Here is a 24,778-nt window from a genome sequence, read left to right on the forward strand (position 1 = left end):
TGCTAAATCTGCTTGATTAGGCTTTATTTCCGTTCAAATGAATTATAGTATATTTGCATCCTACAACATTAATCCTATGATCCAGCGAATCCAGACTGTTTACCTTGCGCTTTCCATCATCGCACTTTTTATGCTGCTGTTTTTCCCAATGGCAACATTTTTCTCAGAGTTAGCCTATTTAAAACTTTTTATAAGCGGATTAAAAAATATGGCCCCGGGCGGACCAGTGCCTTTTGAGATTTCATACTTCCTTCCTCTCATCATTGGTGCAATAGCTATTGCCGTCCTGGCCGGAATGTCCATCAGCCTATTCAAAAACAGGCCTAAGCAGATTCAGCTGACCAATATTGCGGTCTTGCTGAATATCCTTTTCATCCTGGCCGTTTTATTCGTTTATGTGCCCTTGATCGAAAAGAAGACAGGTATAAATCCTGATTTTGCCAATGGAATCGGTATTTACCTTCCTATTGTTTCCCTGATGTTTCTGGTTCTGGCAAACAGGGCTATTAAACGCGATGAGAAACTTGTCCGTTCCAGCGACAGATTGAGATAAGAATATTTATGGAGTCATAATTTGACTTGCCCGGGGAATCTCACAGATTTCCAGTTCCCTGATATCCTTTCCATCAATGATAAACCTGATAAATGTAATCAGGTGATGCATCCCTGATTTACCGGCTGCCCCCGGATTGATGTGCAAAAGCTGGTTCTTCTGATCGTATATCACTTTAAGTATATGCGAATGTCCTGAAATAAATATGCCAGGTTTTTCAGTACGAATTATACTAATCGCTTCTTTCTCATACCTGCCTGGATACCCTCCAATATGAGTGATAAATACTTTTACCTCTTCAATCGGAAATAAAAGTACCCGTGGATAACTTGATCTTACTTCTGTACCGTCAATATTGCCATGAACAGCACGCAGCAATTTAAATTTTGCTAAACTGGCCGCTGTTTCATAGTTCCCGATATCCCCGGCATGCCAGATTTCATCGCAATCTGAGAAAAAATCATAAATCCTGGGATGAATATAGCCATGAGTGTCACTGATTAGTCCGATACGTTTCATGGATACAATCTGATGTGCATGATGATAAAATATTAAATTTGCTGCTAATTATTAAAACCAACGCCTTCTTTTCATGAACAAATACATTCCATAACTGAGGATCGCCATGAGTACCATAAATGCAGGATATCCATATTTCCATTCCAGTTCCGGCATGTACCTGAAATTCATTCCATAAATTCCAACAGCAAAAGTCAGGGGAATAAAAATGGTGGAAACCAGGGTCAGGGTTTTCATAATTCCGTTCATGCGATTGGACGCATTGGCTGCCTGAAGGTCCAGCATGGATGATACCATTTCTCGATAGTTGTCAATCGTTTGTATGATGTGATTCAGGTGGTCATGTACATCATTTAGGTATTGACGGGTTGCACTGCTAATAACTGGGGATTCCTCCCTTGTGAGATAACGTATTTCCTCTTTGAATGGATAAATAGATCTTCTCAATACCGACAACATTTTCTTGAAATGGAGAAATCTGGCAGCATTTTCAAACTTTGGATCCGTAAACAGGTTTTTCTCTAAAACTTCTACCTGGTCCTCACAATTATCAAGCAATAGGTAATATTGATCTACAATATGATCAATCAGGAGATAGGCAAGAAAATCTTCCTGCTTAAGGCGTCCGGTTCCTTTTGCGTTTTTAAGCCGTTCAATTACCGGGTCGAATAGATTGCTTTGTTCCTCCTGGAAAGTGATCAGAACGTTTTTTCCAAGGAAAATACTAATTTGCCCGGTTTCGATAACTTTCTTACCATTTAGTTTAAGGCTTTTAAGGGTAATGAAGATACTGGTGCCTAAATCTTCAACCTTTGGAAGGTGTTCAACATTGAAAATGTCTTCCAGAATCAGGGAGGATATCTCGAAATGACTTCCTACTTTCTCCAGGCTTTCAGTATCCCCAAATCCTGTTATAATCAGCCAGTTCGACATATTGGCTCCAATACCCTCAATTACTGCCTGAACACTTATGTTTTCAAGCATTTTAAAGTTATCCTTATCATAGGAAACCAGTGTAAATGTAGTGGGTTGGGCACGACTCCCTGTATAAACAAGACTTCCCGGAGGCAGTCCGGCTTTTTTGCTTAACCTTTTTTTTGCTGCTTCATTCATTACGTGAAGTTACAAATAAACAATTCAGGTTAAGAAGCGAATACATGATTAGCCAAAAATTCCTTTAACAGTATCCATAAGTCCTCCGCTTTTTCCGCCTGTAAGTGAGCCTAAAATACCTTGTAAATCGAAACTTGAGTCATTCGGGTCATTAGTCTTGCTAACCAGTTTATTCATCACCGTTGGGATAAGTTGCGATGCAATTTGTGTAGCGGCCCCGCTATCAATTCCAAATTTATTCATCAAATCGCCGACAGCCTTTCCTGAGATGCCATTCACCATGTCGCCGGATGCTGAACTTCCACCTTTGAATAAACCGGTTATTGAATCAAGCCCCCCGCTCTGAACCTGTTCCTGCAATGAATTGAATATGGATTTGGAAGCAGTGGATATAGCTTCATCATTTTTCTCATTTGGAATAACCGGGTTATTAATAATGGCTTCACCGGCATTCTCTTTGACAAGTTGTAATAGGTTTTCTAACATCAGTAAATAATTTTATTTGGGATGAATAAATAACAATAGAATTAACCGATTCTTTCAAAATGAAAGACATAATTCCAAAACATCGGATCAGCAGAAAAGTTTATATCTGAGGGACATTGTTTCAAGATTTGCTGCTGGAAGCTTTAATAAAAACTAAGCCCGGTAATTAACCGGGCTCAGTATCCAATTAAGGCTGGTGAGTTTATTTTTTTTCCTTAAGAAGATCTCTGATCTGGGTTAACAGAATCTCTTCATTGGAAGGTGCCGGAGGAGCAGCAGGAGCTTCAATAGCTTTTTTCTTGGTGGAGTTAATGGCCTTGATAAACATGAAAATAACAAAAGCGATGATGACAAAATCAATCACATTTTGAAGGAATAATCCATAATTCAAGGTAACCTCTGGTTTTTCTGCTGTTGCTGCAATAAGGGTAGCCTTGAAATCCTTGAAATCCAGGCCGCCAAGCAATACACCAATAGGTGGCATTAGAACATCATTCACAAAGGATGATACTATCTTGCCAAATGCGCCGCCGATGATTACACCGACAGCCAGATCTACAACATTGCCTCTCATGGCAAATTCCTTAAATTCTTTTACTAGTGCCATTTTTATTGATTTTTAGGTTTATACTGATATGAATAAATGATCTGGAAATCTTGTTAACGGGTAAAACTATAAGCAAAACCAACTGAAATGGTTTCCATGAATTGTGCAGTGGGATGTCCCTTGTCTTCTAAATCAGTGCTTTTTGGGTCTTTCCATAAGATGTTGTCATCATAAATCAACATGGTGGCAACATTAACAGAGATGAATTTGTTCACCTTCAGAATGAGGTTATTCTCCCAGCTTACAATCCAGACATCCAATAGGTTCCTGGGATCCTTACTGTAATCAGAGAAGAGGTCAAGCTTCGACATCAGGTTTATATTCTTGAAAAGGTCTTTTTTAAAGATAGCATTCACCGAGGCTCCAGCCTGGAGTAGTGATTTCTCTCCTGCTTCAACTCCGAAAACCCCTGCTGCGGATAGACTGTCATCATTAACAATTGTAACACGGGCTCCGATTGGAGATAATAATACTGAAAAATAATCAACCGGTTTGTAGCTTAAACCAATAGCCAGTTGAAAGTAAGCAGGTGACATGAATTTTGAATTGTATTTCGATTCATCCGGATAATTATATCCTTTTGCAAATTGTGACTTGAACTCCAGAAGACCTGTATAATCCCAATGTTTCCAGGCATAAAGGCCAGCCTTTGTGAAAATATTGATCTTGTCGTCAGCTTTCCTCCACTTGGTGAAACTCTCCTGTTTTTGAACCATATAGGCCGCACCCAGATAATTATTCCAGGTAAATTTACCTTTTGTATAATCTTCAAAAATGTTTATCATCCCCTTGGCAGATACTGAATTCTCACCCCCTTTTGACCAATGGGTTAAAGAGGTTTGAGAAACTCCCAGAGAAGTTTCTATTTTCGATTTCCAGTGCCTGGTGGTATCTGTTTGTGCTTGAACTGTAAGAAATAGTAATGAACTCATTAAAAATGAAAAGAGTAGGCATAATTGTTTCATAAATTATAGGGTTTGGTTTGTAATTATTAAGTATTTCAGGTTATTGAAAAGTTGTTTGTCCTGCAGCAGGAGCTACCTTATAGCTGCCACCATCAGAATTAAGTCCAAATGTAATGGGCATGTTTACAGTTACCCTCACTGATTTCCCGTTATATATTCCGGCTTTCCACTTAAGAAGTTTTACCAGCCTTATAGCTTCTTCAGTGCATCCTGCCCCAACATGTTCAATAGTGCGAATATTGGAAATTCTTCCATGCGGCTCGACGATAAAATTTAATTTGACAATACCAGTGATGTTTCGTTTGAGAGCTTCTTCCGGATAGGTAAAATTTTCAGCCATGAATTTTTGCAGATCTGTTTCTGCCTCTTCAAAAAATGGGAAGGGCTGGACATCTACATATTTATACTGATATATGGTGCCGGAACTATCTACGTTCTCTGTTGGAAATGGAAATGTATCGTATCCTCTGTTTCTGCAAGCTTTTTTATAGTTTCTGATGTTAAAACGGAAGGAATAGCTCTTTTTACTTTCAACAGCTTTTCCCCTGTATTCAGCTGGTTCCCAAATGATTAAATTGAATAAACGAATTGCTTCCTTCTTTAAAAGCGGATCAATAGGCTCCTTGATTACCAGGTTCTTAACCAGTCCCTGTTCCTGAATAATAAAATCAAATACAACGTCGCCCTGCACCGAATTCTTTAAAGCTAAAGGTGGATAAATCATTTCTTCATCAATAAATTCTCTTGCTAATCTTTCACCTCCCCTTGGTTGTGCCGGAATATATTCCTGTGCTTCTGAACAAAGTGTGATGCTCAAAAGTCCTGAAAGGGTGATGGCCGAAATAATAAGAGTCCATTTCATACAAATACTATGCCTGAAAGGAGTGAATGAAATGCTAAGATAAAAAAGAAAATTACGGAATGCAAATTGCTCCCGGTAATGGGATAACTAAATTTTGCGAATATCTGATTCTTTCAACCATCCTACACTACCATTTGCAATCCTTATTTCTCTCCATTCACCGATCTGGTCAAGCAATGTAACCTTCAAGCCTTCATGAATAACGAAAAGGTCAGTACTTGTGACATCTGGTGAGCTTTTGATAGTAACTGTTGGAGTAAATACAATGGCCTCATGTTCAACTAACAGATAGTGCTCTTTTTGATTTGCAGCATAAAGCAGTATTGCCATGAAGGCAATGAACAGTAGAGCTGAATAAAATGAAAATCTCCGAATAGGTAGCCTCCTGGAAGTGAGGTAAATGCCAAAGGTTAATAACGACAAAGTGAGAAAAAGGATGATAAAAATTGCCAGTAGATTGAGACTAAAAGAATTTATAAGGGCCTTCCACCATCTTTTGTAGAATAATTCAGGAACATTTTCAACTTTATCTGTTATCCTGCTATAAGAGATTGTAAGGTTGTGCTTTATATCACTATTCGTAGGATCTAACTTCAAAGCTTTCTCAAAATATAAGATAGCCAGCGGTAACTCTTTATTCCTGAAATATGCATTGCCCAGGTTGTAATAGAGGGTAGAAGATTCCAACCCTTGTGAAAGGATTTTTTCATACAACTGAATGCTCTGCTCATACTGACCAATATCATATGCCTTCCTTGCTTTCAGAGATAACCCGTCAGTAGTCTGAGCCCTCAAAGCTGTAAAGGAATACACTAAAAAGATCAAAAAGAGCAATCGCCTTCCTGAAAAGGAATTCAACAATGTTGAAGAATTGAACCTCATGTCTTTGATCATTTTAATTGTTCTTCAGTATTTGAAATGACTTCAATCGCCTCCTTATAGAGGTTTTCCATGTTTTTCCCTTTGTCACCCGGTGCAAACCTGGCAAATTCACAGTGTTGAAGTGTATCAATAAATCTGGAAATCAGAGCAGGATCCACATTTCGGCGGGATAAACTTTCAGATGCCGTTTCCATAGATAGCTCTGCAAGTGGGATATTGAATTTGTCACTGATATAGCCCCATAAAGCCAGAGAAATCTCAATATGGAAAGCTTCCTGAGTGGAAGGGGAGAGGAGTGATTTCGCCTTCTTTAAACGCTGTGTGGCAACCCTGGTAGCCTTGCGAAGTCGAACCAGGCTGCTGTCACTGTTCAACCGGAGATGGTTCCTCCAAATAACCAGGAAAAGAATGAAAAGTAAAATGGGGAATGCGAAAAGCATCCAGAAAATGTTTCCCCCAAAAAAGTGCCTCCCAACAGGATTCAGCATTAATGGCTTATCCATCAGGTAATGAATATCATTGCCTATATACTTAACATCTTGTTTAATTGTGGTAAGATCACTGCCGGTACTGCCATCACCTTTATTTACCTTAATAATATACTCAGGCGACAATAATGTTACAAAATCTTTTTTATTAAGGTCAAAATAAGCAAATTGCACAGGTGCTATCCTGAAGTCACCTGCCGTGCGGGGAATAATCAGGTATTCAAAAGTCCGGGAACCTGATACTCCTGACGTACTGGATTTAATATTATCCACAATCTTGGGATCATAGACCTCAAAATCAGGAGGGAATGTAATGTTGGGCTTATCAATCAGGTTGAGATTACCTGATCCTGAAACCATGAGCTTTAGCGTCATAGCTTCATTTGCTTTCAACTCACTTCGATCTAATGAGGGCTTGAAGGTGAATTGCCCGACAGCACCGGTAAAATCAACTGGTTTGTTCTGTTGGGGCAAGGGCTTCACCTGTACAGTAATAGGATTCGATTTTAATGATTTTTCAACATTCTGATAACCAATGCCAAAATTGGAGTCATCGAAAAAATTCTTGAAAAAGGGATCATTGAAAAACGGATCATCAGCAATGGCACTCCTGCCTTTAACTTTAACACGATATACAACACTCTGCTCAAGTGGAGCAATGGTCAAACTTCCGGTCTTTTGAGGGAACAGAGCCTCTTTCCTGATCTCAGCAACTACATAGGTTTTACCATTTACGGTTTCCTTGTACTGCGGAAAACGGTCAAGCCCCTTCAATAAATTCTGGTTCTGTGACCAGAAACCGGGATATGAAGGTACTTTTTCCGGATTATTTATACTGAGTTCAGTAGTGGTGGTATATAATTTATACGTTATAATAATCTCTTCTCCAATATAAGGATTGGACTTATTTGAAACTGCTTTGAGGAAGATGTCATTTCCGATAGCATCCTGCTGTGCGCTGTTCTGATTGCCTTTTGGAGTGGATTGACCTGCTGACTTCTGTTGGGAAGAACCAGGGTTATAAACTGAAATGGTAATAGTATTGGAACTTATTTTTTTTCCCTTTACAGTGATGGTGGCAGGAGGAATAGTGAAGTTACCAGCTTCTGTAGCCATAAGCACAAAGGTGTAGGAAAAGGACATGGATTGGCTGACCTTTCCATTAACACTCTGATATTGTGTATTAGTCTGAACAGTAGGGCCTGATAAAACATCAAAGTGCTGAATCTCAGGACTAATGAACCCTGTACCTTCCTGGTTGACAGTAAAAGTTAGGTAGAATCGCTGTCCCAGATTCACCTGCCTGGGTCCCTGGGCATAAAATGTTGCATCTTGCGCCCATGCTGTGCCCAGGATTAAGAAAAAGAATGCTATAAAGAAAAGGTTACGCTTCATTTTGTATACTCATTTACAGCTATTCTGAATGAAATGGCAAAGATATGAATGGTTTAAGAATCAAATAGTCAGGCTACCAGTCTTTCTCAGGCTGAACCGCAGATGCATTTGCTTTCTGCTTCTTTACCTTATCCATGGTTCGTTTCTCATTGTTCCTTAGCGCATTTAACATCCTGTCAGCATCTTGCTTCGACATCTTTTGATTCTGCTTCTGCTGTTGTTGGTTATTCTGTTGTTGTTGGTTTTGCTGTTGTTGCTGCTGTTGTTTGTTTTTCTGCTCCTGTTGCTTTTTGTCTTTCTGCTGCTGAAGTTTAGTCATTGCATATGCCAGGTTGTAACGTGTATCTTCATCCTTTGGATTCAACCTTAAGGCTTTTTTAAATGCATCGATGCTCTCATTGTATTTCTGAGATTGCAGATAGGAGTTACCCAGGTTATGATATAATTGAGCAAGGTTCTTGTTCGCCGGTTCGGATGCCAGCCGCTGGTAAGAAGCTGAGGCTTCGTTATAGTTCTGCTGCTTGTACTGTGAATTCCCCAGGTTGTAAGCAGCTTTGGTGGATTTCGGTGATTTTTCAAGGGCTTTCCTGTAATCAATTTCAGCTTCCTTGAATTTGCCATCCTGGAAGTATGAATTGCCCTCCCTGATATATTTCTGGGCAGGCTGAGCATAAAGAGATACCCAGGCAAGAAGTATCAGCACTGAAATGATTATTCTATGGATTTCAGATTTATTCATTCGGCTGGAACAGTTTTAGTTTTCCGGCTAACCGGCTCTTTTTATCGGAAATCAGGATTTCGGTTATGATTAGTAGTAAGGCTGCCAGAAGGAAAAATTGATAACGATCCTCATAATCAGAGAATATTTGTGAATCATATTCTACTTTCTCCAGGCTATTAATTTGGTCGAATACTTCATTTATACCAGCCTGAGAATTATTGGCCCTGATATACACGCCTTTACCTGCTTTTGCCACATCTTGCATCAATTCATCACTCAGCCTGGAAATGACTGTATTCCCCTGGTGATCTTTCTTATATCCGATCTGAACCCCCGAGTTGTAGATGGGAATAGGTGCTCCATCAGGTAGTCCCATTCCGATTGTATATACCCTGATACCCGCTGATGCTGCTGCTGACGCAGCTTCTATAGCATCATCCTCATGATTTTCTCCATCTGAAATCAGGATGATGGCTTTGTTTTGCTTGTTTTTCCCAAAGCAGGAAATGGCGGTCTCAATAGCATCACCAATTGCTGTTCCCTGGGTAGGTATCATACCGGGGCTTATTCCTGACAAATACAGCTTCGTTGCTGAATAATCAGTCGTGATAGGCATTTGAATATAGGATTTACCTGCAAATACAACCAAACCTACCCTGTCGTTCTCGAGGTTGTCAAGGAGCCTGGATATAGCTTGCTTCGCGCGTTCAAGTCTGTTGGGTGCAATATCCTGGGCCAGCATACTATTGGAAACATCCAAAACAAATACCAGGTCAATGCCTTTCCTTTTTATTTTTTCTAGTTTTGAACCGGTCTGGGGATCAGCTAATGCAATTACCAGGAATACCCACGCCAGCATCAGTAGTAAGAACTTGAGAAGGCTACGGGTCCCGGAATAATCAGGCATCAGGCGCAGCAACATTGTCCATTCACCATACGCTTTAAATGCCTTTTTCTTTTGCCTTTGAGCCAGGATGAAAATAGCCACAAATGCCGGTATGAGCAGCAGCAGGTATAACATCATTGGGTGAGCAAGTCGGAACATAGTGTTGCTTTCGGCTTAAGGAATTGTTCTAAGTATAGTGTTTTTAAGAAGTATTTCAATACCCAAAAGGATAAGACCTATCAAAGCAAAAATTAAAAACTCTTCTTTCTTTCTTTTAAATTCAGTGACATCTATTTTGGATTTCTCCAATCGATCAATCTCTTTATATATTTCTTCCAGTTTCCTTGTATTGGTTGCCCTGAAGTACTTACCATTGGTCATGGCAGAGATTTTCTTCATCAGAACTTCATCAATTTCTACTTGCTCCTGAATATATTGAATGCCAAATGGGGTAGAAACAGGAATCGGAGCGAAACCCATTGTGCCGGCGCCAATGGTGTAAATACGGATACCATAGATTGAAGCAATTTCTGCAGCGGATTGAGGGTCAAGGGATCCAGTGTTATTTATCCCATCAGTGAGCAGGATAATCACCTTACTTATGGCTTTGCTCTCTTTCAGCCTGCTAACAGCTGTGGCCAGACCATCACCAATGGCAGTCCCGTCGTCAATGATGCCAAACCTGATGTCATCAAATAAGTTAATGAGTTTTGCATGATCAGTGGTTAGCGGGCATTGGGTGAAACTTTCTCCACTGAATACTACCAACCCGATCCGGTCATCCGGCCTGCTTTTGATAAAATCAATGGCCACTTGTTTGGCTGCTTCCAGGCGGTTAGGCTTCAGATCTTCAGCCAGCATGGTGCGGGAAATATCAGTGGCAAGCATAATGTCAATGCCTTCCACACTGATATCCTGACGACTCATATTTGTCTGGGGCCTTGCTAAGGCAAGAATAAAGAAAACAGCTGTCATTAACCGCATTCCAAAAAGAATATACCTTCCATACAATCTCCAGCCAGGGCTTTGCTGACTGAATGCTTTGATGGAAGATACCTGCAGAGTGGCATGATGCTTTCTCAGCCTGTAGACATACCAGGCGATAGCTGCAGGAATCAGCAGCATCAACCATAAGTATTCAGGGTCTGCAAAGGTGAGTCTCATCATATGTGCTCTTTTGTAAGGGTCACTTCTTTTTGTGGTTCCGGATTTTCAGTTGGTTTTGTTTCGATAATAAATGCCCTTGAATTCTCAAGACTCATCACATTCTCAGCAGGAATCGGGACCTCTTTAGCAAATTTTACAAGGTCAGCCAGTTGTAATACTTGCCATACTTTTTCCTTGAAAGGCTTCAATTGATCATTTCCCTGAAATGCATCCATGATCTCGGATGAGATCATTTCCATTGCCGGAATCCGGAATTGCGATTCCAGGTAAACACGCAAAACATCAGTTACTTCAGTATGATATTCCTTGTACTTCCCGTTTTGCCATAACTTTTTGGCTTCAATAATGTCAAGGTTTTCCAGCGCCAGTTGCCAGGGCGGTAACTGCGCCTTTTTAATAACCGGGAACAAGGGTTTTTTCATTTTTTTCCGCCATAGATAGTACCATATAAAACCTGCAATAAGGCCGACAATGGCAATCCCGGCAAAAACGGGCCATAGTTCTGCAAGGGTTATAGGTGCTTCCATATTGCCCTTGATATCTTTTATAGCCCGGGTTGTATCAACATCAACAGTCCTGACATGAAGTATCAGGGAATCGGTAACGGAGACCATTGTCTGAAGATCACCTTTCATCTGGTATTCAACAGATATGGGCGGAATAACGTGGTAGCCGGAATCAAAAGATGTGATTGTAATGAACTGCTTATATTGAAGATAGTTGTTTCTTGAGGTTTCAATTGTGTCCACCTTTGAGGCATGCAAAATTTCAACAGGTGAAAAAGTGCTATCGGTAAACCTTGGCCAAATCACATTTGCTGCAGAAGGAAGGGTAACATTTAATTGTAACTGCACTTGTTCACCAAGTCTGATGGAAGTGGTATCAAGAGATGCAGTTGCCTTTTGTGCCCGGACTTCAGCCTGGAAGGAGGCAATTAGCATCAGGCCGGCTGTTAGACAAGCAAGGAAAAGTATATGTGGCAGTTTCATTCTATTCATCCTAATACCTTAACTCCCTTCTGGAAAATAACTGTAATAATGGCTTTACATAATCTTCCTCTGTATTAATGATTGCAGAGTCAACGCCGCATCTCATCATTATTCCTTCTACCTGCCTGCTATGGTTTATCCACCATTCTTTATAATTCCTGCGCACCCTCGCTTCTGATGTATCAACCCACATCCGTTCACCCGATTCCTTGTCATAAACCTCCATGATGCCCACTGAAGGCAATTCAGTTTCTCGGTGATCGTAAACCCTTAACGCAACAATATCATGCTTGCCGGAAGCAATACGCAACGCCTTTTCAAAAGGAGAATCCATAAAATCGGAAATGATAAAGGCAGTACAACGTTTCTTAATGGCATTGGTAAGGAAGCGAAAGGCTTCCGAAAGATCTGTCTTATGGCTTTCCGGTTTAAAATAAAGTAACTCCCTGATGATTCTTAAGATATGATAGGTTCCCTTTTTGGGAGGGATGAATTTTTCTATACGGTCGCTGAAAAAGATCACACCTACCTTATCGTTATTCTGGATCGCGGAAAAGGCTATCACTGCGGCAATTTCAGTCATTGTTTCTGCCTTGAATTGCTTACGTGTTCCAAACTCATGTGATCCGCTAACGTCAATCAACAACATGACCGTGAGTTCTCTTTCTTCTTCAAATACCTTGACATATGGATGATTGAACCTGGCAGTAACATTCCAGTCAATACTCCTGATCTCATCTCCAAACTGGTATTCCCTGACTTCACTGAAAGCCATTCCCCTGCCTTTAAAAGCAGAGTGATAATGACCGGAGAAAATCTGCTGCGAAAGCCCCCGTGACTTTATCTCTATTTTCCTGACTTTCTTTAAAATTTCAGTGGTTTCCACTTGAATCGTTTTTTATATCAATGGAGTAAATGTTAAGGCTAATTGTTTATGTTGCTGCTTATGGAACGATTACTGAGTTCAGAATTTCATTGATTATATCCTCAGTAGTAATGTTTTCAGCTTCTGCTTCATAGGTTAGCCCAATACGGTGACGAAGTACATCATGTGCTACTGCCCTCACATCTTCGGGGATTACATAACCCCTGCGTTTAATGAATGCAAAGGATTTAGAGGCCATCGCAAGATAAATAGATGCCCTGGGAGAGGCACCATACCTGATCAGGTCATTGAATTTCTTTAAGCCATAATCATTTGGATAGCGTGAAGCAAAAACGATATCTGTAATATAATTCTCTATCTTTTCATCAAGATACACTTGCTTTACAACACTCCTGGCTTTAAGTATGTCTTCTGGTTTAAGGATTGTCCTGGTCGACTGAGTTTCTTCCGCTATATTCTGACGTAATATTAATTTTTCTTCCTGTTTCTGCGGATAACCAATGATCACTTTCAACATGAACCGGTCTACCTGTGCTTCAGGCAGGGGATAGGTGCCTTCCTGTTCGATAGGATTCTGTGTAGCCATTACCAGGAAGGGATCCGGAAGCATATAAGTCTTATCGCCAATGGTGACCTGCCGTTCCTGCATGGCTTCCAGGAGTGCACTCTGTACCTTTGCCGGGGACCGATTGATTTCATCAGCCAATACAAAATTGGCAAAAATGGGACCCTTTCTTACCGCGAAATCTTCATTTTTTGGACTATATATCATCGTACCAACAACATCGGCAGGCAGTAAGTCGGGAGTGAACTGTATTCTACTGAATTTTGAATCAATAGTTGCTGCCAAAGATTTAATAGCCAGTGTTTTAGCCAAGCCAGGCACCCCTTCGAGCAATATGTGGCCATTTGACAATAAACCAATGATTAATCTTTCTATCATGTGTTTTTGCCCTACAATCACACGGTGCATCTCCATCGTCAGCATGTCAACAAATGCACTTTCCTGTTGAATTTTATCATTCAGTTCTTTGATGTTGGTCTCTAACATATTACAAGGATTTTTGTGACCGCAAAAATAGAAACAGGCATAACATTGGAGGTTGAATTGCCTGTTAAATTTTGTTAAACGTCTAGTTAAAACCTGTTAATTCTCTAGGGATTGCAAGCATTTACCTGTCTTAACCTATGCTATGACTCAGATGTTGCTGAACTACCCTTAAGAAGTTAGGAATCAGGTTTAATAGATGCACTTTTAGTGTATATTCTAACTTAGTTGGTACTTATCTCTTTCAGAGCCAGATTCTGTTATACTTAAAAGGAAAAGCCGGCTAAGGGTAGCCGGCTTTTCTTAACTTCGACGATAAAAAGTTAGTAATCCTTAATTGAGGAAAACTAGTTCAATACAGCTATTGAATTGGTAAGCAGAGCTTTGGTATAAGCATAATTGTGAACACCAAGGCTATATTCCCTTAAACACAACTGGAAGTTGATGATTGAACCCATCTGAGCATTTGTAAGAGAAATCTTAGGCAGTGTCAGGTTGAAAGCTTTCTGATCGGCACTCCATGAATTTGATGGACTTGGATTCTGGAAAGTTCCGGTAGGGTTGTTTGCAGCAAAATCAGGATTGTTAATTGGGTCGAAAATATTCAGGTAACCATCATATTTATTGGTTGTAAGTGTTGACCAAAGGTTAGCTTCAGCATCCGGATTACGGTTAAGAATATCGATACCACCAATATTTAATTTTGAAGCAAGGTTATCAAGTAAACCTTTAATTTCAGTGCGGGTACCTGTCCAGGTAGCTGATGCTGAACCCATACCTGTATGGCAACCGTCAACATTACAACCATTGAAGTTACCTTTTGCAAAGAAAGTATGTCCACCGGCTTTGCCTGTCATTGGAGCCATATGGCAATCCTGGCAGGAAGCACCTGTAGCATGCACTGAACTTGTATAAGCAAGTCCTGCGAATTCAACACCACCCATACCGGCAAATATAGCACCTACGGTACCATAATGGGTATGTGTCCTGTAACCTGGTTTCAAAAGGTTTGCAGTTCCGTTTGGATCATAGAATACGGTAGTTGGATTTGAAGCCATGGCTACATAATCCAGAACATTGCCATTACCAGCAGATGCTGTGAAAGGACGAGGCTGGTGACATTTGATACAAAGATGACTTTCGCCATTGTTTTGAGTAAGGTTGATGGTTTTGGCACCTCCCCACATGGACATAGCAACAGGAGCTGTTGTTGTGAGAGGAAGAAGGTCGGAAATAGTGTAACCTGTGTGCAGTGAACTGTGGCAAGTAGAACAGGTAATTTCACCAAAAGCAGCATCGGGAGCTACGAAATAATCATTTACATACTTGTTTGTGGTAGTATTTAATGTAAATGTTGAAGGCGTATTGTTTTCGCAAACATACTTAAAGGCTTCTGATAAATGGCAAGGACCGCAGGTTGTGCTGCCAGCTTCTTCAAAAGCTGCTTCACCGTACTCATGTTTAGATAATTGATACTGGGTTGCAGCAAATTCAACGACATCCTGTGCGTGGCACTGGGTGCAGTTTGCATTGGCATCAACACCATTGATACCGTCTGCTCCGTTGGTACCGTTGGTACCATTTGTACCATTGGTACCATTGGTTCCGGCTGGTCCGGCTGGCCCAATTGGTCCTTCCTTGGTGCAGGATGTGATCAGCAGCCCGGCACCGATTGCAAGAATAAATAAGAGTTTTTTCATACTTGTTGTTTTAGTTGTTTGTTAGGGTTTGTAAATGAAGTACTTATGTTATTTTAAGATTTACTATTTCAAACTATTTTTGCACCTTTAATTGCATACAAATATGTACTTATATCTGTTCATTATTGTTTATTGAGCATTGATATATTCTCTAGTCTGGAAAGTAATAATCCGTGTTTTGGTTGATATAAATCAATAACAAAATGACATATGAATATTATTGAATGCATCTACATATGAGTTATGTATTGATGCGAATTCAGTTTGTTAAACTTTTGCTATTTCTTCCTCTTCGTCTTCAACTTTCTTTTTTGAAGACTTTTTAATCATTACCAATTGCACGACTGCATATACATAATGTCCCCAGACTCCCACTAACATGATGATAAGTGTGATGATCATCCAAAGTGGAGCGATAGGTGTCCAGAGTTCCCTCGAAGGTCGGTCAGGGCTTATTAGATGTTTTTGTAACCCCCATCCAATATTGGATTGAACTTTTACATATCCATAAACTTCGTGTTCATCTATGGAGGCAATAACAATTAGGTTACCCAGTGTATCACCAATAATATCCAAAGGGAATTCAGCAGTTCCAACCCCTGTTGAATCCAGCGAAATATCGGCAACTTTCAGGACACTGAGCATCTTTTGTACTCCAACAGCCAGGTCAATCGGACCAAGTGGTGTAACAGTACCGTCAGCATTGTATTGAGAGCCTTCAACTTTCACATATTTAATGGAATCTTCTTCATAAAATGATAACACCAGTTTGCTAGGTTTCAAGGCAAATTCACCGTCAGACCCTTCATAGTTTTTTATTCCGGCAAATACAGCCTTAAAATTGATCATTTGTTCTTCATTCCTCGGAAATTGGTTCAAGGCTGGAACTTTCATGATTGCAGTGCCCCTAAGGTCAGTCTTTACAGTTCCCAATTCAATATCACTTTCTGTTCCTGCTACAGAAAATAAAACAGGAGCATTGGCCAGGTTTGTTGCACCGGTTTCATGTTTGACACTGATCTGCACTTTCAACAGGATACTATCATTTGATGTGCTGGTGCAAATAAAACTCATGGCTGTTGCAAACGGCCCTGTCTCCTTTTCTGCATTCTGAGCGGTCGCTTGTATTAAAGCAACTTTCATAAGCAGGAAAATGATCACTATAGAGTATTTTTTCATGATGTGTTGTATTGAAAAACGGTTACCTCAAATTGATGTCACCTGCTTCTACAGGCTCTTCTTTAAGTTCAGAGACTTGAACGATTGGAATAAACTTGGAAGCAATGGTGAAGAATAGACAGAAGGATGCAACGCCCCCTGCAGTCAATACCCATTCCACCCATGTTGCTGAATAGTGCCTCCATGCTTCCCTGGCATCCTGTATTGGAAGATAAGGAGATTCAAGGGTTGGTACTACAATCAGGTAACGGTTCATCCATAATGCAAGAATTACGATGACTGCAGTTATGGTAATATTGTTGATGGTCCTGAGTTTTTTAAACCCTACAACGATAAGAGGTAACAATACACCTAAATAATTTGAGAAAATGAAGAAGAAATAATAATCCCTGAAAAGGATCTTGATCAGTAATTCGTCATTTTTTTCCGAACCATACCATTTTGTAAGATATTCACTGAAGGTAAAATACCCGAAGAAAGCAGCGAGTACCAGCATGATGACACCAACATTGATAAAATGTTTCAGTGTGATATGATTTTCAAGGTGATAAACTTTTCGAAAAATATACATGGCAACAATGAGTACTCCGGATCCCGAATAAACGGCAGCGATCACAAAGTAAGGGCCAAATATGGTGCTATGCCAGCCTGGTTGGAGCGTTACACTAAAGATCCATGCTAATACAGAATAAACGATGATAGCAATAGCAATAACCATAGCGGCCATAATGTCTGTTGCACGCTTAAGGCGGATCTGCTGTTCAGGGGTACCTTCATAACCAAGAGCCAACACTTTATATAGTTTTTTACGCCATTCAGGCAATTTAAGATCCTTATAATCACGTAGTTTGCTTAGATCCCGCAGTAAGGCCAGGTAAAGGAAAATAAAGCAACCGATGATATCAGTGGAAATGGCAATCACATCCCATGTAATAGGTGATTGGATACGTCCGAACAAGATCAGGTTTGGAAGCCTGTCAAGACGGCCAATACAAAGCATGATATAAAGCGGACCGATAAGCAGGGAGATCACTGTGATAAATTCAGCCATCCTGATAATGGGCTTTCTCCATTCTGCATGGAAAAGATGCAGTGCTCCGGAAATGAGTGCCCCGGCATAGCTGATTCCCATAAAGAAGATGAAATTGACAATATAAACACCCCATACCACATTATCCCTCATGCCGGTAACAATGTGGCCCCTGGAAACCTGCCAGTAAAGTGCAAATATACCTGCCAGCACCATAAAAATCAGGAAACCGATCCAGATTTTGCCTTTCAGCCCTGTTCTCTCCAATTGAGGAGCAAATTCCTTAAGCAGTTGATCGGATTGTGTCATTATTTCTCCTCCTCATGTTTTAATTTTTGTACAAACGGAGTTTCATCATACCGTGCTTTAATGTCATCTTCCAGTCCGTCATAACCTCTCTCAACGGGGAATTGCCTGTCGACAGGAGGAAGATAATATACATTGGGCCGGGTGCCCAGGTTTTCCAGGTACTGGTATCCTGACCTGTCGCGGATAAGTTCACTGAACTTATAGGTTTCTACTCCATTGGTTACCACATCTTCGTCGATGTCACCAAAATAGATAACACCCATTGGGCAAGCAGATGCACAGTAAGGGAGTTTGCCTTCCCTGGCGAGATCCGGGCAAAAATCACATTTGGAAACGGTGCCTTCAACTCCGGGAACACTTTTTTCAGGTGAATAGACCTGGTCAGATTCAAACGCCTCTTCATGATTCCATGCGAAAATCCTTGTTGAATAAGGGCAGCCTGTCATGCAGAATTTACATCCAATGCAGCGTTCATTATCAATCAGAACAATACCATCTGTTCGTTTATAAGTGGCCCCAACGGGACAAACACTTACACACTGGGGGTTATCGCAATGATAACATGGTTTTGGGAACCAGTATGGTGCAGTTTTTTCTGAGTCCTGCATAAGGTACACCTTCATGAACTCCTGGCCTTTCGGCAGGTTGTGCCCTTTCTGGCATTCCTCAACACATTTCCTGGCATTCTTGCACTTGGCCAGATCGATCACCATGACGAATTTCCTCCCGGGAATCCCTTCATGCGATTCTTTGATTCCTACAGGAGCCATGGAAAGATAGTTTTTATCTACTTCCATAACTTCGCCATTGGTGGTTAATACCTTGATTTTTTCGCCTGATTCGTGTGCCTGGCTGTTACTGGTTGCTATAATCGCACCAGTTGCCACTGTTCCGGCACCCGCCAGAAGTCCCAGCTTTAGGAATCTTCGGCGTGAATTATTATCCTGGTTCTGATCTTCGTTCATGGTAGATTTACATTAAGTTACTGTTAATACTGCATGGATGACACTGATTCCCAGGTATTAATAAACAGTGAATCAATGAGGCTCATGGAACCCATTAATCATGCTTTTGAAGTTGCTTACGAAGGTTGCTCCGATTGTACAGAAATATACATGAACAAACATGAAGAAGGAAAGAAAGAATCCAATAATAACATGGATAAAATCATTTACCTTCAAACCTCCGCCTCCCATGATTTTGGTTAAAAGTAATTCCGGGTAAAGGTATGCCCAACCGGTGATGATTACGATTGGCACCATTATATACATAGCTCCAACATAGGTAAACTGTTGCAGAGGATTGAATTTCCGTTCTTTAATCACAGGGAATGGAGGGTTCTCATGCTTGAAAATGCCCATCGTATAATACACGAATTGCTTTTTCAGTCGGTCAAACAATCCTTTAAAAGTCATTTTATAGTATCGCCCATTAGGAGTAACAATGTTACCAATGAGAAACAGCAGGTAATTTGCCGTTAAAATCATTCCGGCAATATTGTGAAATGACACGGCAATATCAAACCTGATCAGGTTGAAATTAGGGCTGGAATACTGCATACTGACACCTGTAATTATTAAACATAATATCAGGATTGCATTGATTCCATGCCAAAGCCTAAGCCATAAAGGGTATAAATAGAGTTTCTCAGCCATTATTTTTTCCTTTTTAAAATTCGTAAACTGGCATGTATGATTATACCTGCCACTACTATGGCAAACATTGCCATACTTAGTATTCCAAGGTAAAAGTTGCGGTTAGCCCCAATTACATAGGACTCATTCATAATAACTCCGTTATAAAAACCTGTTTTGCTTCGGTTTTCCTTGACACTGAATTTATAAAGCGATGCCATCAGTATGGAGTTGGTTGAATGACATTCAACACATCTCTTGACAGCCTTTGATTTCGGTTGAATATTATGAGAAACCAGGAGAGAGTCACTGGTCCTGGCATGACATTCTATACAGCGTATGCTGGTAAAATGCAAGGCTTGATTTGGAAGCCAGTCATGTTTCTTGATGATGTTTGGGTTTACCTTCGTAGTGAGCAGCTGATATTCATTTATATCGCCATGACAATTAAGACAGATGGCATTATCATAAGCAACGATATCTTTAATCTTTTCTTCAGTACGTGCACTAATTTTATAGGTATGCGGATTGTGGCACATCCAACAGGTGAAATCTTCACTATGTTTCGTTGAATGCATACTGGCAAGGAATTCCTCCTCGATCTGCATAAATTTGAACTTTTCATAGGCAGGGTCGTCACCATGACAATCGTTACAGGCATAAGGCGTTTCCATTCTTAGCCTGCCGGGATGAGGAAAAGTGTCATAATCTTCTGCATGGCAATCGGTGCACTTAAACTGCCTGTGATTCGATTCATAGAAAAGGTCCCGGTTAACAATGGCCTCACTATACATCCTCCTGAATACAACTTGCCCTGATTCCGGATTATCATAGGAATACTTGGATTGGCCGTGGCATTTCAGGCAGTTCTCGTTTGATTCTGCATTTTTGAATTCTTTCCTGGTCTTATCATCCAGTTTAAAAGCAGACATAAAAAATACCAGAATGCAAATTACTGATACTTTCAATAAAGCCTTAGATGAGTTAAAGTAGCTGTTGTCCATAATTCTTATTTAGACTAATGTTCAATTGGGCAGTTCCATAAAGAGAATTGGGTGTTTCCCTCATTTGTGAAACACCCAATTCTCTATGTCTGGTTGAATTACTTCTTCATTGTCCGTATGTAGGCAACAAGAGACCAACGATCGGCTTCGTCAGGAATTTTCTTTTCATAACTGGGCATTTCATCCCTGCCAATAATTGATTTGTAGTACAGTTCACCATCAGTACCTTTTTGGAAATCGGCACTTGAAAAATCACCACATGAGGTTTTTAATCCGGCAGCTTTTGGTCCATCACCTACTCCCTTGGAACCATGGCATGACTTGCAATGCTTGGCATATAATTCTTTACCGGTAGCAACATCGCCTTTACCTTTCATAGTTTTGTACTTGGCCGGGATTTCCCATGGTCCTGCCTTTTTCTGAGCCATCACGCTGTTAGCGAAGACGAATAGGAAAGCAGCAACAATCATTGCTGACAGACTGATCATTCTTTTTGTTTTCATATTAAATGGTTTTTAAAGTTGTCAAAAAAAATTACAATTATCATTCCAAAATTAGAAATTCCATAAACGGGTAACATTCAATCCAATAAGGAATTGCTGATTGAAGAAATCATTTTGATTCAGCATCATGATTTCTTGCGGAAGTATCCCCTGGGAAGTTCCAAAATAGATGTGAAATGCATGGGTACTGGTTGCAATCTCTGCTCCAATGCAGAAACTGGGTTTTGGTGGATTGACAAAATCTTTATATTCTGCTATGCCCTTTATCTGCAGAGGGTAGTCAACAGTGGCCATGAAAGAAGTCTGAGGACTGATTTTATAGCGGATCCCTGCTGAGATACCAATTTTATCATGTTCCCAGGCAACTGCATCACCTACTTCTGAATTAACGGTATCAACCATAAACCAGTTGTAATGGGTAAAACTTGGAGCAACCTGCATTGAAAGGTGATTGCCAAATCTCCTGGTAATGATCAACTGACTAAAATAGGATAAGCGGTCGCTAAATCCAAAATCTTTTCCTACACTTATCGTGTCATCGCTCTTGTATTGACAATCGATCTGCATATTGCCATACAAGGTTAGAGAAACAGGAACACTGTTGGAGCGGGTTTGCTGAAGGATGTTGTATTTTACCTGGAAATCCTGGGCTTTCTTGTATTTTGTTGCACCCCATCCTACCATCACATTTTTCAATACGGTGTAATTGAGACCGAGCCTAATGTTTGATGCACCCCAGATTCCGTAGAGATTGGAAATTCCATCCTCTGCAGTTCCAAACCTGTGCTGAATAATAAATTCGAGTGTATTCTTCTGCTGCATGTTGGCAGTTTGCTGATCAAAAAGCAGCCCACTTTCAAATGCAGGTTTTGATGGACGGTTATCAGGCCCTGTTTCTTCTTCAGTAGCATCCTGTGCAAAGGAAACAGCCTGAATCATTAACGCAACTGCCAGTAAGAGGCTATAAATAAATTTCATAGGAATGATATTTTGTTTCATTGAAAGTATCGTTAAATAAACCGGTTCCACTAATTAATCATTTTTTGCTCCTTTGAGTATCCATCGCTGTATTAGCTTTAGTTCAGCTGAACTGCAATAACTTTTCATACTTCCACCTGGTTTACAGGACTGGTATAACACACTGTTGTCAATATCTTTAGCAACAACAAATCCATTCATTAGTGAAGCATACGCTTTGCTAGGCCTAAGATCAGGAGGTGTAGAGCCTTTGTGGCAAATCTCGCACTTGTTTGAGAAGAATGGAAGCAGATCTTGTGAAAAACTGATGGTATCAACAGTAACAATAGTGGTGTCGTTATTTGTAGTGTCAGTATTGCCTGTTGTATCAATGGGCGCCTCTGGCTCCGGGGGAATTACATAATAGTTGTATTCGCAGGATGCCAGCATTATCAAACCGATAAATGCAAGCAGCAGGATTTTTGGTGTAATGTTTTTCATATTATTCAAGGTTAATTATTTAGCTTTTTGCTCGGAAAGTGTGTATGTTCTTAAATATGTAGTTTCCTATATTTGACGAGACAAAAAAACATCTTTTATCAAAACGGCTTACGAACGAAGGTATGATTTATTAGTTGAAAATATCTATTATTTATCAATCTACATATTGATATTTATCATTATTTTTGTGGGAGAATGATGGTCGGAAAAAATAAATGGATTGCTTCCATCTTAGATGTTTTTATAAGCAATTGATAGTCAAGTAATTCATCAATATATTACGGGTTCATCCTCAATCAATCAAAAATGAATAATAGAATAGGTGCACATTCGGGTTGCAATTCTTGTGGAGAACGAGCAGATATTTTTGATTGTCTCTGTCAAGCTGAATTGGCAAATATTGATGAAAAAAGGATTGAAATAAATTTCAAAGCGGGAGAACTTATTTTTAAACAGGGGACCCCAAATTTGCATTTTCTATGTCTTACCAGTGGTATGGTAAAACTTTATATTGAGGGATTTGACAGTAAGAATCTTATTCTGGGCATTGTTAAACCTATTGAATATATTCTTGGACCTGGTATTTATGTAGATTCCAAACACCACTATTCAGCCATGGCTATTGAAGATTCTACAGCATGCCTGGTTGAGACAAGTGTTTTTAAAAATTTGATTAGAACCAATCCAGACTTTGCGGAAGCATTTATCAGGAAAGTCAGCTTATTATCTATCATGAATTTTGAGCAGGTGATCAGTCTTACCCAAAAACAAATGCCTGGCAGAATCGCTGACGTGATCATTTACCTGAAAGATAGGGTTTATGAATCCAATCCATTCACTACCACTTTGTCAAGGCAGGATCTTGCCGACATGTCAGGAATGTCAAAGGAAAGCGCAATTCGTATTCTCAAGGAATTCAAGGATGAAGATATTATCAGGGTAGATGGGAACCATATTGAAGTTATCAATGAAGAACAGTTGCATAAGATCAGTCAAACGGGATAACCATTCTTATTTAAGCACTTTCCTTACTTTATTGAATGTTTCACTTACGCAATGATTCTCCTGAGGATATTTATAAATTTGTCGTTTTCCTGAAGGCATGAAGCAGAGTACTCCATTACGTTCAATCCTTACCCGAACAATCCTCCTTGTTTCTTTCATCAGTTTATTTACTGATATTGCCAGTGAAATGTTATATCCGGTTATGCCGGTTTACCTTCAATCCATTGGTTTCTCCGTTCTGCTTATCGGTATCCTTGAAGGTTTGGCAGAAGCAACAGCTGGTCTGAGCAAAGGATATTTCGGAAACTATTCTGATAAAATATCCCGAAGAGTACCTTTTGTACAATGGGGATATACTTTGTCTGCCATTTCAAAACCAATGATGGCTGCTTTCGTTTTTCCATTGTGGATATTCCTGGCAAGGACTGTTGACCGTCTTGGAAAAGGCATCCGGACAGGAGCCAGGGATGCAATATTGAGCAGTGAAACAACTCCTGAGCATAAAGGTAAAGTCTTTGGATTTCATCGGGCTTTGGATACAGTTGGTGCTGCACTTGGGCCTTTTGCGGCACTGATTTACCTGCATTACTATCCGGGAGAATATCGCTGGTTGTTCATTATTGCTGTGATTCCTGGAATTATAGCCATTTTACTTACCTTCCTGTTGAAAGAAAAACAGCTGGATACCCCCTCTAAAAAATCTCCAGGCTTCTTCTCCTATTTTTCTTATTGGAAAGAGGCGAGTAAATACTATAAATTACTGGTTTCAGGCCTTTTGATGTTTACATTATTTAATAGTTCAGATGCTTTTCTCCTGCTGGGTGTAAAACATCAGGGATATGATGACCAGACTATGATCGGCCTTTATATTTTTTATAACCTGATTTATGCTTTATTATCCTTCCCTTTAGGGATATTGGCAGATAAAATTGGGTTGCACAGAATGCTCGTTGCCGGTTTAATGATATTTTCTCTCGTATACTTCTTTATGGGGTTTGCAACATCTATTACGGAATTATTGTTGCTTTTTGGAGGATATGCCATTTATGCTGCCTCTACCGAAGGGATTTCAAAAGCTATAATCAGCAATGTAGCTGCATCCAATAAAACGGCTACAGCTATTGGCTTTTATACAAGTTTTGCAAGTATTTTTACCATGCTGGCTAGCAGTCTGGCTGGGATCATATGGTTTAGCCTTGGGCCATCCTGGATGTTTATCATTTCTGGTTCAGGGGTTGTGCTTATTTCAATATACCTTCTGATTATAGGTAAAAAGATGAAGGTTATACCTATATAATAAAATATTTACTTTCCTGTTGCAGTTTCTTGAGAACTAACTTCTCAACTTAGGGTTTTATGTACATTGATTATATGGATCATCAATTGTAA

Annotated in this window: 26 protein-coding genes; 3 read left to right on the forward strand and 23 right to left on the reverse strand. The window is 40.0% G+C overall.

Annotated features, from left to right (window positions below):
- The first annotated feature begins 37 nt into the window (after nt 1-37).
- Nucleotides 38-553 carry a DUF4293 domain-containing protein gene (locus IPH84_07090; protein MBK7172986.1) on the forward strand — a complete coding sequence of 172 codons (516 nt, stop codon included), beginning with the start codon at nt 38-40 and terminating at the stop codon, nt 551-553.
- A 6-nt stretch (nt 554-559) separates the two neighbouring features.
- Here IPH84_07090 and IPH84_07095 read toward each other — a convergent pair whose 3' ends face one another.
- The 23 genes from IPH84_07095 to IPH84_07205 form a co-directional block, all read right to left on the reverse strand.
- Nucleotides 560-1,072 carry a metallophosphoesterase family protein gene (locus IPH84_07095; GenBank protein MBK7172987.1) on the reverse strand — a complete coding sequence of 171 codons (513 nt, stop codon included), beginning with the start codon at nt 1,070-1,072 and terminating at the stop codon, nt 560-562.
- Nucleotides 1,073-1,123: 51 nt separating this feature from the next.
- A complete protein-coding gene (gene corA / locus IPH84_07100) occupies nt 1,124-2,185 on the reverse strand; it encodes a magnesium/cobalt transporter CorA (GenBank protein ID MBK7172988.1) in 1,062 nt (353 codons plus the stop codon).
- Between the two features lie 48 nt (nt 2,186-2,233).
- Entirely contained in the window at nt 2,234-2,671 is a 438-nt protein-coding gene (locus IPH84_07105) for a hypothetical protein (GenBank protein MBK7172989.1), read from the reverse strand.
- Nucleotides 2,672-2,873: 202 nt separating this feature from the next.
- Nucleotides 2,874-3,278 (reverse strand): large-conductance mechanosensitive channel protein MscL, encoded by a 405-nt coding sequence (mscL, locus tag IPH84_07110; protein MBK7172990.1) that lies wholly within the window; start codon nt 3,276-3,278, stop codon nt 2,874-2,876.
- 53 nt (nt 3,279-3,331) lie between these two features.
- Nucleotides 3,332-4,243, reverse strand: a complete 912-nt coding sequence (locus IPH84_07115) for a DUF3078 domain-containing protein (protein MBK7172991.1) — start codon at nt 4,241-4,243, stop codon at nt 3,332-3,334.
- A 40-nt stretch (nt 4,244-4,283) separates the two neighbouring features.
- Nucleotides 4,284-5,105, reverse strand: coding sequence for a TonB family protein (locus IPH84_07120; GenBank protein MBK7172992.1), 822 nt, complete (start codon nt 5,103-5,105; stop codon nt 4,284-4,286).
- A gap of 87 nt (nt 5,106-5,192) precedes the next feature.
- Complete coding sequence (locus IPH84_07125; GenBank protein MBK7172993.1) at nt 5,193-5,999, reverse strand: tetratricopeptide repeat protein; 807 nt, start codon at nt 5,997-5,999, stop codon at nt 5,193-5,195.
- Complete coding sequence (locus IPH84_07130) at nt 5,996-7,870, reverse strand: protein BatD (GenBank protein ID MBK7172994.1); 1,875 nt, start codon at nt 7,868-7,870, stop codon at nt 5,996-5,998. The genes IPH84_07125 and IPH84_07130 overlap by 4 nt, the downstream gene beginning before the upstream one ends.
- 73 nt (nt 7,871-7,943) lie before the next feature.
- Nucleotides 7,944-8,609 carry a tetratricopeptide repeat protein gene (locus tag IPH84_07135; protein MBK7172995.1) on the reverse strand — a complete coding sequence of 222 codons (666 nt, stop codon included), beginning with the start codon at nt 8,607-8,609 and terminating at the stop codon, nt 7,944-7,946.
- The gene (locus tag IPH84_07140) at nt 8,602-9,636 is read right to left on the reverse strand and encodes a VWA domain-containing protein (GenBank protein MBK7172996.1); all 1,035 of its coding nucleotides are present in this window, start codon (nt 9,634-9,636) and stop codon (nt 8,602-8,604) included. Before IPH84_07140 ends, IPH84_07135 begins: the two co-directional genes overlap by 8 nt.
- Before the next feature lie 15 nt (nt 9,637-9,651).
- Nucleotides 9,652-10,641 (reverse strand): VWA domain-containing protein, encoded by a 990-nt coding sequence (locus IPH84_07145; GenBank protein ID MBK7172997.1) that lies wholly within the window; start codon nt 10,639-10,641, stop codon nt 9,652-9,654.
- A complete protein-coding gene (locus tag IPH84_07150; protein MBK7172998.1) occupies nt 10,641-11,642 on the reverse strand; it encodes a hypothetical protein in 1,002 nt (333 codons plus the stop codon). Before IPH84_07150 ends, IPH84_07145 begins: the two co-directional genes overlap by 1 nt.
- Before the next feature lies 1 nt (nt 11,643).
- Complete coding sequence (locus tag IPH84_07155; protein ID MBK7172999.1) at nt 11,644-12,519, reverse strand: DUF58 domain-containing protein; 876 nt, start codon at nt 12,517-12,519, stop codon at nt 11,644-11,646.
- A 58-nt stretch (nt 12,520-12,577) separates the two neighbouring features.
- Nucleotides 12,578-13,570 (reverse strand): MoxR family ATPase, encoded by a 993-nt coding sequence (locus IPH84_07160; protein ID MBK7173000.1) that lies wholly within the window; start codon nt 13,568-13,570, stop codon nt 12,578-12,580.
- A 344-nt stretch (nt 13,571-13,914) separates the two neighbouring features.
- Nucleotides 13,915-15,267, reverse strand: coding sequence for a hypothetical protein (locus IPH84_07165; protein ID MBK7173001.1), 1,353 nt, complete (start codon nt 15,265-15,267; stop codon nt 13,915-13,917).
- Nucleotides 15,268-15,534: 267 nt separating this feature from the next.
- Nucleotides 15,535-16,446, reverse strand: coding sequence for a hypothetical protein (locus tag IPH84_07170; protein ID MBK7173002.1), 912 nt, complete (start codon nt 16,444-16,446; stop codon nt 15,535-15,537).
- A 22-nt stretch (nt 16,447-16,468) separates the two neighbouring features.
- A complete protein-coding gene (gene nrfD / locus IPH84_07175; protein MBK7173003.1) occupies nt 16,469-17,785 on the reverse strand; it encodes a polysulfide reductase NrfD in 1,317 nt (438 codons plus the stop codon).
- Nucleotides 17,785-18,750: a 4Fe-4S dicluster domain-containing protein gene (locus IPH84_07180; protein ID MBK7173004.1), complete on the reverse strand. Its 966-nt coding sequence runs from the start codon at nt 18,748-18,750 to the stop codon at nt 17,785-17,787. The genes nrfD and IPH84_07180 overlap by 1 nt, the downstream gene beginning before the upstream one ends.
- 72 nt (nt 18,751-18,822) lie before the next feature.
- Complete coding sequence (locus IPH84_07185; GenBank protein ID MBK7173005.1) at nt 18,823-19,440, reverse strand: cytochrome b/b6 domain-containing protein; 618 nt, start codon at nt 19,438-19,440, stop codon at nt 18,823-18,825.
- Nucleotides 19,440-20,351 carry a hypothetical protein gene (locus IPH84_07190; protein MBK7173006.1) on the reverse strand — a complete coding sequence of 304 codons (912 nt, stop codon included), beginning with the start codon at nt 20,349-20,351 and terminating at the stop codon, nt 19,440-19,442. The genes IPH84_07185 and IPH84_07190 overlap by 1 nt, the downstream gene beginning before the upstream one ends.
- Before the next feature lie 170 nt (nt 20,352-20,521).
- Nucleotides 20,522-20,851, reverse strand: coding sequence for a cytochrome c (locus IPH84_07195; GenBank protein ID MBK7173007.1), 330 nt, complete (start codon nt 20,849-20,851; stop codon nt 20,522-20,524).
- A 126-nt stretch (nt 20,852-20,977) separates the two neighbouring features.
- Nucleotides 20,978-21,904, reverse strand: a complete 927-nt coding sequence (locus IPH84_07200; GenBank protein MBK7173008.1) for a hypothetical protein — start codon at nt 21,902-21,904, stop codon at nt 20,978-20,980.
- Between the two features lie 54 nt (nt 21,905-21,958).
- Nucleotides 21,959-22,384 carry a hypothetical protein gene (locus IPH84_07205; GenBank protein MBK7173009.1) on the reverse strand — a complete coding sequence of 142 codons (426 nt, stop codon included), beginning with the start codon at nt 22,382-22,384 and terminating at the stop codon, nt 21,959-21,961.
- A 306-nt stretch (nt 22,385-22,690) separates the two neighbouring features.
- Between IPH84_07205 and IPH84_07210 the strand changes: the two genes are divergently transcribed.
- Both IPH84_07210 and IPH84_07215 read left to right on the forward strand, forming a co-directional pair.
- On the forward strand, nt 22,691-23,389 hold the full coding sequence (locus tag IPH84_07210; GenBank protein MBK7173010.1) for a Crp/Fnr family transcriptional regulator: 699 nt from the start codon (nt 22,691-22,693) through the stop codon (nt 23,387-23,389).
- A 97-nt stretch (nt 23,390-23,486) separates the two neighbouring features.
- A complete protein-coding gene (locus tag IPH84_07215) occupies nt 23,487-24,686 on the forward strand; it encodes an MFS transporter (GenBank protein ID MBK7173011.1) in 1,200 nt (399 codons plus the stop codon).
- Nucleotides 24,687-24,778 lie beyond the last annotated feature (92 nt).

The sequence above is a fragment of the Bacteroidales bacterium genome (assembly GCA_016707785.1).
Taxonomy (GTDB): domain Bacteria; phylum Bacteroidota; class Bacteroidia; order Bacteroidales; family UBA4417; genus UBA4417.

Bases quoted from the DNA above. Each gene is read 5' to 3' on its own strand.
- IPH84_07090 (MBK7172986.1), top strand. From the start codon at position 38: ATGAATTATAGTATATTTGCATCCTACAACATTAATCCTATGATCCAG.
- IPH84_07095 (MBK7172987.1), bottom strand. From the start codon at position 1,072: ATGAAACGTATCGGACTAATCAGTGACACTCATGGCTATATTCATCCC.
- corA (MBK7172988.1), bottom strand. From the start codon at position 2,185: ATGAATGAAGCAGCAAAAAAAAGGTTAAGCAAAAAAGCCGGACTGCCT.
- IPH84_07105 (MBK7172989.1), bottom strand. From the start codon at position 2,671: ATGTTAGAAAACCTATTACAACTTGTCAAAGAGAATGCCGGTGAAGCC.
- mscL (MBK7172990.1), bottom strand. From the start codon at position 3,278: ATGGCACTAGTAAAAGAATTTAAGGAATTTGCCATGAGAGGCAATGTT.
- IPH84_07115 (MBK7172991.1), bottom strand. From the start codon at position 4,243: ATGAAACAATTATGCCTACTCTTTTCATTTTTAATGAGTTCATTACTA.
- IPH84_07120 (MBK7172992.1), bottom strand. From the start codon at position 5,105: ATGAAATGGACTCTTATTATTTCGGCCATCACCCTTTCAGGACTTTTG.
- IPH84_07125 (MBK7172993.1), bottom strand. From the start codon at position 5,999: ATGATCAAAGACATGAGGTTCAATTCTTCAACATTGTTGAATTCCTTT.
- IPH84_07130 (MBK7172994.1), bottom strand. From the start codon at position 7,870: ATGAAGCGTAACCTTTTCTTTATAGCATTCTTTTTCTTAATCCTGGGC.
- IPH84_07135 (MBK7172995.1), bottom strand. From the start codon at position 8,609: ATGAATAAATCTGAAATCCATAGAATAATCATTTCAGTGCTGATACTT.
- IPH84_07140 (MBK7172996.1), bottom strand. From the start codon at position 9,636: ATGTTCCGACTTGCTCACCCAATGATGTTATACCTGCTGCTGCTCATA.
- IPH84_07145 (MBK7172997.1), bottom strand. From the start codon at position 10,641: ATGAGACTCACCTTTGCAGACCCTGAATACTTATGGTTGATGCTGCTG.
- IPH84_07150 (MBK7172998.1), bottom strand. From the start codon at position 11,642: ATGAATAGAATGAAACTGCCACATATACTTTTCCTTGCTTGTCTAACA.
- IPH84_07160 (MBK7173000.1), bottom strand. From the start codon at position 13,570: ATGTTAGAGACCAACATCAAAGAACTGAATGATAAAATTCAACAGGAA.
- IPH84_07165 (MBK7173001.1), bottom strand. From the start codon at position 15,267: ATGAAAAAACTCTTATTTATTCTTGCAATCGGTGCCGGGCTGCTGATC.
- IPH84_07170 (MBK7173002.1), bottom strand. From the start codon at position 16,446: ATGAAAAAATACTCTATAGTGATCATTTTCCTGCTTATGAAAGTTGCT.
- nrfD (MBK7173003.1), bottom strand. From the start codon at position 17,785: ATGACACAATCCGATCAACTGCTTAAGGAATTTGCTCCTCAATTGGAG.
- IPH84_07180 (MBK7173004.1), bottom strand. From the start codon at position 18,750: ATGAACGAAGATCAGAACCAGGATAATAATTCACGCCGAAGATTCCTA.
- IPH84_07185 (MBK7173005.1), bottom strand. From the start codon at position 19,440: ATGGCTGAGAAACTCTATTTATACCCTTTATGGCTTAGGCTTTGGCAT.
- IPH84_07190 (MBK7173006.1), bottom strand. From the start codon at position 20,351: ATGTCTGCTTTTAAACTGGATGATAAGACCAGGAAAGAATTCAAAAAT.
- IPH84_07195 (MBK7173007.1), bottom strand. From the start codon at position 20,851: ATGGCTCAGAAAAAGGCAGGACCATGGGAAATCCCGGCCAAGTACAAA.
- IPH84_07200 (MBK7173008.1), bottom strand. From the start codon at position 21,904: ATGAAATTTATTTATAGCCTCTTACTGGCAGTTGCGTTAATGATTCAG.
- IPH84_07205 (MBK7173009.1), bottom strand. From the start codon at position 22,384: ATGAAAAACATTACACCAAAAATCCTGCTGCTTGCATTTATCGGTTTG.
- IPH84_07210 (MBK7173010.1), top strand. From the start codon at position 22,691: ATGAATAATAGAATAGGTGCACATTCGGGTTGCAATTCTTGTGGAGAA.
- IPH84_07215 (MBK7173011.1), top strand. From the start codon at position 23,487: ATGAAGCAGAGTACTCCATTACGTTCAATCCTTACCCGAACAATCCTC.